The organism is Ramlibacter aquaticus (assembly GCF_015159745.1).
GTDB classification, from domain to species: Bacteria; Pseudomonadota; Gammaproteobacteria; order Burkholderiales; family Burkholderiaceae_C; genus Ramlibacter; species Ramlibacter aquaticus.
The window spans coordinates 1-7046 of the sequence record NZ_JADDOJ010000125.1 but is presented as its reverse complement, the minus strand read 5'-3'; the positions used below and the strand labels follow the sequence as shown (position 1 = coordinate 7046).

Below are 7046 nucleotides of genomic sequence, written 5' to 3'. Positions count from 1 at the left end.
CGCCGACACCGCGGCCTCCCTGGAGCGGCTCTACGCGCGGCCCGGCTTCCTGTTGCGCCGTGCCCACCAGATCTCGGCGGCCGTGTTCGAGGACGAGTGCCATGCGCTCGGCCTCACGCCGGCCCAGTTCGGGGTGCTCACGGTGCTGCACCAGCACCCCGGGCTGGGCCAGTCCAGCCTGGCGCGGGCGCTGGGCTTCGACAAGGTCACCGTGCTGCGCGTGCTGCGCGGCCTGGAAGCGCGGGGGCTGGTGGAACGCGGGCCGGCGGCCGACAGCCGACGCAACGTGAACGTGAACCTCACGACCGCCGGTGGCGAGCTGCTCCGGCAGGCACGCAGGCCGGCCGAGCGCGCCTACCGCCGGCTGCTGTCGCCCCTGGACCGCACGCAGCAGGCCCAGCTGATCGCGCTGCTGCAGCAGCTCACCGACGGGCTGGAGAGCGACGCGCGGGCGGCCTTCGTGCCCCCCGGCCGCTGAGCACCGACGGGCTGCGCGCCAGCGCCAGGCTCAGGCGTTGCTGCCCGGGATGCCCCAGCGCGCCAGCGCGGCGTCGTCGCTGACGCGGGCGTCCACCCAGCGTGCGCCTTCGGGCGTGTGTTCCTTCTTCCAGAACGGCGCCTGCGTCTTGAGGTAGTCCATCAGGAACTCGCAGGCCTGGAAGCTCTGCCCCCGGTGGGCGGAGGTGACGGCCACGAGCACGATCTGGGCGCCAGGCGCGAGCGGCCCGACCCGGTGGATGACGCGCACCCCCCGGATGTCGAAGCGGCGCTGCGCCTCGTCGATCATGGCCTCGATCGCCTTCTCGGTCATGCCCGGGTAATGCTCCAGCTCCATCAGGCTGACCGGCTCGCCGGGGGCGCCCCCGCGCACCGTGCCGACGAAGCTGCACACCGCCCCCACGCCGCCGTCGCCCGCCCGCAGGGCCTCGGTCTCGCGCGTGAGGTCGAAATCCTCTTCCTGGATGCTGACGCGCGCCATCTCAGCCCCCGGTCACCGGCGGGAAGAAGGCCAGCTCGCAGCCCTCCGCCAGGGCGGCGTCCTCGCCGGCCATGACCTGGTCCAGCGCCAGGCGGACGGCCTTGCCGCGCGCCAGGGCCTCGGCATGCGCGCCGCCCCGGGCGATCAGCTCGTCGCGCAGCCCGCCGGCCGTGGTGGCCGTGGTGTCCACGGTTTCGCCCGGGGCACCGATGCGCTCGCGGATGGAGGCGAAGTACTTCAGCCGGACCTTCATGCCAGCAGCTCCGCCAGGCCGATGAACTGCACCGAGTCGCCGTGCGCGATGGTGCGCCCGGCGGGGTTGTCCACCAGGCCGTCGCCCCAGACCATGGAGGTCAGCACGCCCGAGCTCTGGTTGGGGAACAGGTCCAGCCCGCCGGCGGCGTTGCGCCGCACGCGCAGGAACTCGCGCCGGCGGTCGGCCTTGGGCCAGGCGAAGTGGGCCGGCAGGCTGACCGGCCGGGGAGTCAGGTCGGTCGCGCCCTGCAGCTTGAGCAGGAAGGGCCGCACCAGCAGCAGGTAGGTGATGAAGCTGGAGACCGGGTTGCCCGGCAGGCCCATGAAATGCGCATCGCCCACGCGCCCGTAGGCAAAGGGCTTGCCGGGCTTGATCGCGATCTGCCACAGGTCCAGCGTGCCCAGCGACTGCACCGCCGGCTTCACGTGGTCCTCCTCGCCGACGGAGACGCCGCCGCTGGTGAGGATCAGGTCGCTGTCCCGTGCGGCCTCGCGGATGGCGGCCTGCGTGGCCTCGAAACGGTCCGGCACCACGCCGAAGTCGTTCACCTCGCAGCCCAGGCGCTGCAGCAGGGTGCGCAGGAAGAAGCGGTTGGAGTTGTAGATCGAGCCCGGCCGCATGTCCTGCGGCGCCACCGTGCCGGGCATCACCAGCTCGTCGCCGGTGGAAAACAGCGCCACCCGCGGGCGGCGCGCCACGTCCAGCTGCGCCAGGCCGATGCCGGCCGCCAGGCCCAGCTGGGCGGGGCCCAGGCGGTCGCCGGCGGCGAGCACCACGCGGCCGCGCGTGACGTCCTCGCCACTGCGGCGTATCCACTGGCCGGACGCGGGCACGCGCAGCACGCGCACCTGCTGGTCGCCGGCGGGCTCGGTGTCCTCCTGCATCACGATCGCGTCGGCGCCGGGCGGCACGGGCGCGCCGGTGAAGATGCGGGCCGCGCTGCCGGGCGCCAGGGGCTGGGCCTCGCTGCCGGCAGGAATGCGCTGGCTGACCGGCAGCACCACGCCCTCGTCGGGAATCTCGCCGCAACGCACCGCGTAGCCGTCCATGGCGCTGTTGTCCTGCGGCGGGATCTGCAGCGGCGAGACGCAGTCGCGGGCCAGCACCCGGCCGTCTGCCTCGAAGGTGGAGACCGACTCGGACCCGGCGAGCGGGGCGGCAAAGCCCAGCAGTTCGGCCAGGGCATCGTCAAGCGAGCGCAGCGCAGGTTTCATCATGTCTCTGGAGGCAGGTAGTCGAAACGGGGCCGATTGTCCTCCAGCCACGCAGCGAGTGCAGCCGGGTCGTTGAGGTCCAGCACCGGCAGGGCCGTGGGCACCGGCAACGCGGCCGGGGCGTCGGTGGCGATGGCCAGGATGCGCGGGTCGTCGGGGTACATCACGGGCTGGCCGGCGGAGGGCCGCCAGACCTCGACCTTGGGCAGCGAACTCGCCTTGAAGCCCTCCACCAGCACCCAGTCCACCGACGGCGACAACAGGGCCAGCAGGTCGTGCACCGAGGGCGTGGCGGGCCGGGCGAACTCACGCACCAGCGCGAGCCGCTGGCTGGAGGCCGCGATCACCTCGAAGGCGCCCGCCTGGCGGTGGCGCCAGGTGTCCTTGCCAGGGTGGTCGACCTCGAAGTTGTGGTGGGCATGCTTGACCACCGACACGCGGCGTCCGCGCGCCTGCAGCGCCGGGATCAGGCGCTCCAGCAGCGTGGTCTTGCCCGAGCCGGACCAGGCGGCGAAGCCGACAACCTGCATCAGCGGCGGCGCCTCAGGCGACGTGGGCTTCGATGAAGCGCTTGACCGCCGCCACGTCGGCGGGCAGGTTCGTCACGCGCCGCGGCAGGGCTTCGATGCCCTCGAACCCCGGGGGGCGCTGGGGCTCGCGGCCCAGGGCCTCGACGATGGTCGCGGCGAACTTGATCGGCAGCGCGGTCTCCAGCACCAGCATGGGCACGCCGGGGCGCAGGTGTTCGCGCGCCACCTTCAGGCCGTCCGCCGTGTGGGTGTCCACCATCTGGCCGAAACGCGCCCAGGTGTCGCGCAGGGTGGCCAGGCGGTTCGCATGGGTGCTGCGCCCGCTCTCGAAGCCGAACTTGCTTGCGGCGTCGGCGAAGGCCGGGTCGGCGGACAGGTCGAACCGGCCCTTCGCGGACAGCGCATCGGCGAAGAGCGCGCGCGTGCGCGCGGCGTCGCGGCCCAGCAGGTCGAACACGAAGCGCTCGAAGTTGCTGGCCTTGCTGATGTCCATGGACGGGCTGGAGGTCTCGTGCGTGTCGGCGCTGCCACGCACGCGGTAGACACCGGTGCGGAAGAACTCGTCCAGCACGTCGTTCTCGTTGGTGGCCACCACCAGGCGGTCGATCGGCAGGCCCATCATGCGGGCGACATGGCCGGCGCAGACGTTGCCGAAATTGCCGGAGGGCACGGTGAAGCTGACCTTCTGGTCGTTGCTGCGCGTGGCCTGGAAATAGCCGGCGAAGTAGTACACCACCTGTGCCACCAGCCGGGCCCAGTTGATCGAGTTCACGGTGCCGATGTTGTGGCGGCGCTTGAACTCCAGGTCGTTGGAGACGGCCTTGACGATGTCCTGGCAGTCGTCGAACACGCCTTCGATGGCGATGTTGTGGATGTTGGCGTCCTGCAGGCTGAACATCTGCGCCTGCTGGAACGGGCTCATGCGGCCCTGGGGCGAGGTCATGAAGACGCGCACGCCCTTCTTGCCACGCATCGCGTACTCGGCGGCGCTGCCGGTGTCACCCGAGGTGGCACCCAGGATGTTGAGCTGCGCACCGCGGCGCCCCAGTTCGTACTCGAACAGGTTGCCCAGCAGCTGCATGGCCATGTCCTTGAAGGCCAGCGTGGGGCCGTTGGACAGGGCTTCCAGCCACACGCCGTCCTCGAGGGGACGCAGCGGTACGATCTCGGGCGATCCGAACACCTGGGCGGTGTAGGTGCGACGGCAGATCGCCCGCAGGTCCTCGGCCGGAATGTCGTCGATATAGAGCGACAGCACCTCGAAGGCCAGGTCCGCATAGGGCAGCGCACGCCAGCGCGTAAGCGTGGCGTCGTCCACGCGCGGGTAGCGCTCGGGCAGGTACAGGCCGCCGTCGGGCGCCAGGCCCTCCAGCAGGATCTCGCAGAAGTGCTTGCGGTCGGGGTGGCCGCGGGTCGAGAGGTACAGCATCGCGGTCAGGCCAGCTCTTCCTTGCGGATGCGCACGATGGGCGCGAGCACGGTGGGCAGCGCCTGCATCTTCGCCAGCACCGCGTCCATGGTGCCCTCGCGCACGTTGTGGGTCAGGATGATGAGGTCGGTCTGCTTCTCGCCCTCACCCGCCTCGCGCTGCAGCATCGCGTCCACGCTGATGCCCGACTCGGCCAGCAGGCCGGTGACCTTGGCCAGCACGCCGGCCTCGTCGGCCACGCGAAGGCGCAGGTAGTAGCTGGTCACCACCTCGCTCATGGGCAGCACAGGCACGCTGCTCATCTGGTCGGGCTGGAAGGCCAGGTGCGGCACGCGATTGGCGGCATCCACCGTGTGCAGGCGGGTGATGTCCACCAGGTCGGCGATGACGGCGCTGGCGGTGGGCTCGCTGCCCGCGCCCTTGCCGTAATAAAGCGTGGTGCCCACGGCGTCGGCCTGCACCAGCACCGCGTTCATGGCGCCCTCGACGTTGGCGATCAGGCGCTTGGCGGGCACCAGGCTGGGGTGCACGCGCAGCTCGATGCCGGCCGGCGTGCGCTTGGTGATGCCCAGCAGCTTGATGCGGTAGCCCAGCTGCTCCGCGTAGCGGATGTCCTGCGCGCCGAGCTTGGTGATGCCCTCGACGTAGGCCTTGTCGAACTGCACCGGCACGCCGAAGGCGATGGCGGACATGATGGTGGCCTTGTGCGCGGCGTCCACGCCCTCGATGTCGAAGGTCGGGTCGGCCTCGGCGTAGCCCAGGCGCTGCGCCTCCTTGAGCACCACGTCGAAGTCCAGCCCCTTGTCGCGCATCTCGGACAGGATGAAGTTGGTGGTGCCGTTGATGATGCCGGCGATCCACTCGATGCGGTTGGCGGTCAGGCCCTCGCGCAGGGCCTTGATGATGGGGATGCCCCCGGCCACGGCGGCCTCGAAGGCGACCATGACGCCGCGGCGCTGGGCCGCCTCGAAGATCTCGGTGCCGTGCACCGCCAGCAGGGCCTTGTTGGCCGTGACCACGTGCTTGCCGGCCTCGATGGCCTCCATGACGAGCTGGCGCGCGATGCCGTAGCCGCCGATCAGCTCGATGACGATGTCGATGTCGGGGTTGCGGATGATCTCGCGCGCGTCGGCCACCACGCGGGCCTTGTCGCCGACCACGGCCTGGGCACGTGCGGTGTCCAGGTCGGCCACCATGGTGATGGCGATGCCGCGGCCGGCGCGGCGCTGGATCTCTTCCTGGTTGCGCGAGAGGACGTTGAACACGCCGCTGCCGACGGTGCCGATGCCGAGCAGGCCGGCCTGGATGGGTTTCATTGCGAAGCTCGTTTGCGGTAGTTTTCGAGGAAGCGGGCGATGCGGCCTATGGCCTCGCGCAGGTCGTCCTCGTGCGGCAGGAAGACGATGCGGAAGTGATCGGGCGTGGGCCAGTTGAAGCCGGTGCCCTGCACCAGCATGACGCGGGTTTCCTGCAGCAGCTCGAGGAAGAACTGGCGGTCGTCCGCGATCGGGTAGACCTTGGGGTCCAGCCGGGGGAACATGTACAGCGCCGCGCTGGGCTTGACGCAGCTGACGCCGGGGATGGCGGTGATGAGCTCGTAGGCCAGGTCGCGCTGGCGGCGCAGGCGGCCGCCCTCGCAGACCAGGTCGTTGATGCTCTGGTAGCCGCCCAGCGCCGTCTGGATCGCGTACTGCCCCGGCACGTTGGCGCACAGCCGCATGTTCGAGAGCATGTTCAGGCCCTCGATGTAGTCCGCGGCGGGCTTCTTGTCGCCCGAGACCACCAGCCAGCCCGCGCGGTAGCCGCAGGAGCGGTAGCTCTTGGACAACGAGTTGAAGGTCAGCGTCAGCACGTCCTCCGACAGGCTGGCGATGGGCACGTGCGTCACGCCGTCGTAGAGCACCTTGTCGTAGACCTCGTCGGCGAAGATGACGAGGTTGTGCTCGCGGGCGATCTCCACGATGCCCAGCAGCAGTTCGCGCGAGTAGAGCGCGCCGGTCGGGTTGTTCGGGTTGATGACCACGATGCCCTTGGTGCGCGGCGTGATCCTGGCGCGGATGTCGTGCAGGTCGGGCATCCAGCCGTTGGCCTCGTCGCACAGGTAGTGCACCGGCGTGCCGCCGGACAGGCTGCTGGCGGCCGTCCACAGCGGGTAGTCGGGCGCCGGCAGCAGCAGCTCGTCGCCGTTGTCCAGCAGCGCGTTGGTGGCCATGGCGATCAGCTCGGACGCCCCGTTGCCGAGGTAGATGTCGTCCATCTTGACGCCCTTGATGCCCTGGCGCTGGGTCTCGTGCATCACGGCCTTGCGGGCCGAGAAGATGCCCTTGCTGTCCGAGTAGCCCGCCGAGTTCGGCAGGTTGCGGGCCATGTCCTGCTGGATTTCCTCGGGGGAATCGAAGCCGAAGACCGCGAGGTTGCCGATGTTGAGCTTGATGACCTTGTGGCCCTCTTCCTCCATGCGGCGCGCCGCGTCCATGATCGGTCCGCGGATGTCGTAGAGCACGTTCGCCAGCTTGGCGGATTTCTGGACGGTCTTCAAAGCCCCTCCGAGCGCATTTGCAAGGGTGAAAACCTATAATTTGACCATAGTTCTGGCTGCCTATTCCGCAGCGCAGCAAGCCCACCGCCCCCCTCGCCC

Annotated in this window: 8 protein-coding genes; 1 reads left to right on the top strand and 7 read right to left on the bottom strand. The window is 70.2% G+C overall.

The annotated features are described in order from the left end of the window. Positions 1 to 478 (top strand): MarR family winged helix-turn-helix transcriptional regulator (locus IM725_RS19225; protein WP_407692540.1); only part of this gene is annotated, 478 nt, incomplete at its 5' end. A gap of 30 nt (positions 479 to 508) precedes the next feature. Here the strand turns inward: IM725_RS19225 and IM725_RS19220 are convergent. The 7 genes from IM725_RS19220 to IM725_RS19190 are packed head-to-tail and all read right to left on the bottom strand — an operon-like array spanning position 509 to position 6947. Next, positions 509 to 979 (bottom strand): molybdenum cofactor biosynthesis protein MoaE, encoded by a 471-nt coding sequence (locus tag IM725_RS19220; protein ID WP_193782253.1) that lies wholly within the window; start codon positions 977 to 979, stop codon positions 509 to 511. Position 980: 1 nt separating this feature from the next. Beyond that, positions 981 to 1232 (bottom strand): molybdopterin converting factor subunit 1, encoded by a 252-nt coding sequence (gene moaD, locus IM725_RS19215; RefSeq protein ID WP_193782252.1) that lies wholly within the window; start codon positions 1230 to 1232, stop codon positions 981 to 983. Continuing rightward, a complete protein-coding gene (locus tag IM725_RS19210) occupies positions 1229 to 2449 on the bottom strand; it encodes a molybdopterin molybdotransferase MoeA (protein ID WP_193782251.1) in 1221 nt (406 codons plus the stop codon). The genes moaD and IM725_RS19210 overlap by 4 nt, the downstream gene beginning before the upstream one ends. Continuing rightward, the gene (gene mobB, locus IM725_RS19205; RefSeq protein WP_193782250.1) at positions 2449 to 2979 is read right to left on the bottom strand and encodes a molybdopterin-guanine dinucleotide biosynthesis protein B; all 531 of its coding nucleotides are present in this window, start codon (positions 2977 to 2979) and stop codon (positions 2449 to 2451) included. The genes IM725_RS19210 and mobB overlap by 1 nt, the downstream gene beginning before the upstream one ends. Before the next feature lie 13 nt (positions 2980 to 2992). After that, positions 2993 to 4408 carry a threonine synthase gene (thrC, locus tag IM725_RS19200; protein ID WP_193782249.1) on the bottom strand — a complete coding sequence of 472 codons (1416 nt, stop codon included), beginning with the start codon at positions 4406 to 4408 and terminating at the stop codon, positions 2993 to 2995. Between the two features lie 5 nt (positions 4409 to 4413). After that, positions 4414 to 5724, bottom strand: a complete 1311-nt coding sequence (locus tag IM725_RS19195) for a homoserine dehydrogenase (protein WP_193782248.1) — start codon at positions 5722 to 5724, stop codon at positions 4414 to 4416. Continuing rightward, a complete protein-coding gene (locus IM725_RS19190; protein WP_193782247.1) occupies positions 5721 to 6947 on the bottom strand; it encodes a pyridoxal phosphate-dependent aminotransferase in 1227 nt (408 codons plus the stop codon). Before IM725_RS19190 ends, IM725_RS19195 begins: the two co-directional genes overlap by 4 nt. Positions 6948 to 7046 lie beyond the last annotated feature (99 nt).

Coding starts and splice junctions, on each gene's coding strand:
- thrC (WP_193782249.1), bottom strand. CDS start 4,408: ATGCTGTACCTCTCGACCCGCGGCCACCCCGACCGCAAGCACTTCTGC.
- mobB (WP_193782250.1), bottom strand. CDS start 2,979: ATGCAGGTTGTCGGCTTCGCCGCCTGGTCCGGCTCGGGCAAGACCACG.
- moaD (WP_193782252.1), bottom strand. CDS start 1,232: ATGAAGGTCCGGCTGAAGTACTTCGCCTCCATCCGCGAGCGCATCGGT.
- IM725_RS19220 (WP_193782253.1), bottom strand. CDS start 979: ATGGCGCGCGTCAGCATCCAGGAAGAGGATTTCGACCTCACGCGCGAG.
- IM725_RS19210 (WP_193782251.1), bottom strand. CDS start 2,449: ATGAAACCTGCGCTGCGCTCGCTTGACGATGCCCTGGCCGAACTGCTG.
- IM725_RS19195 (WP_193782248.1), bottom strand. CDS start 5,724: ATGAAACCCATCCAGGCCGGCCTGCTCGGCATCGGCACCGTCGGCAGC.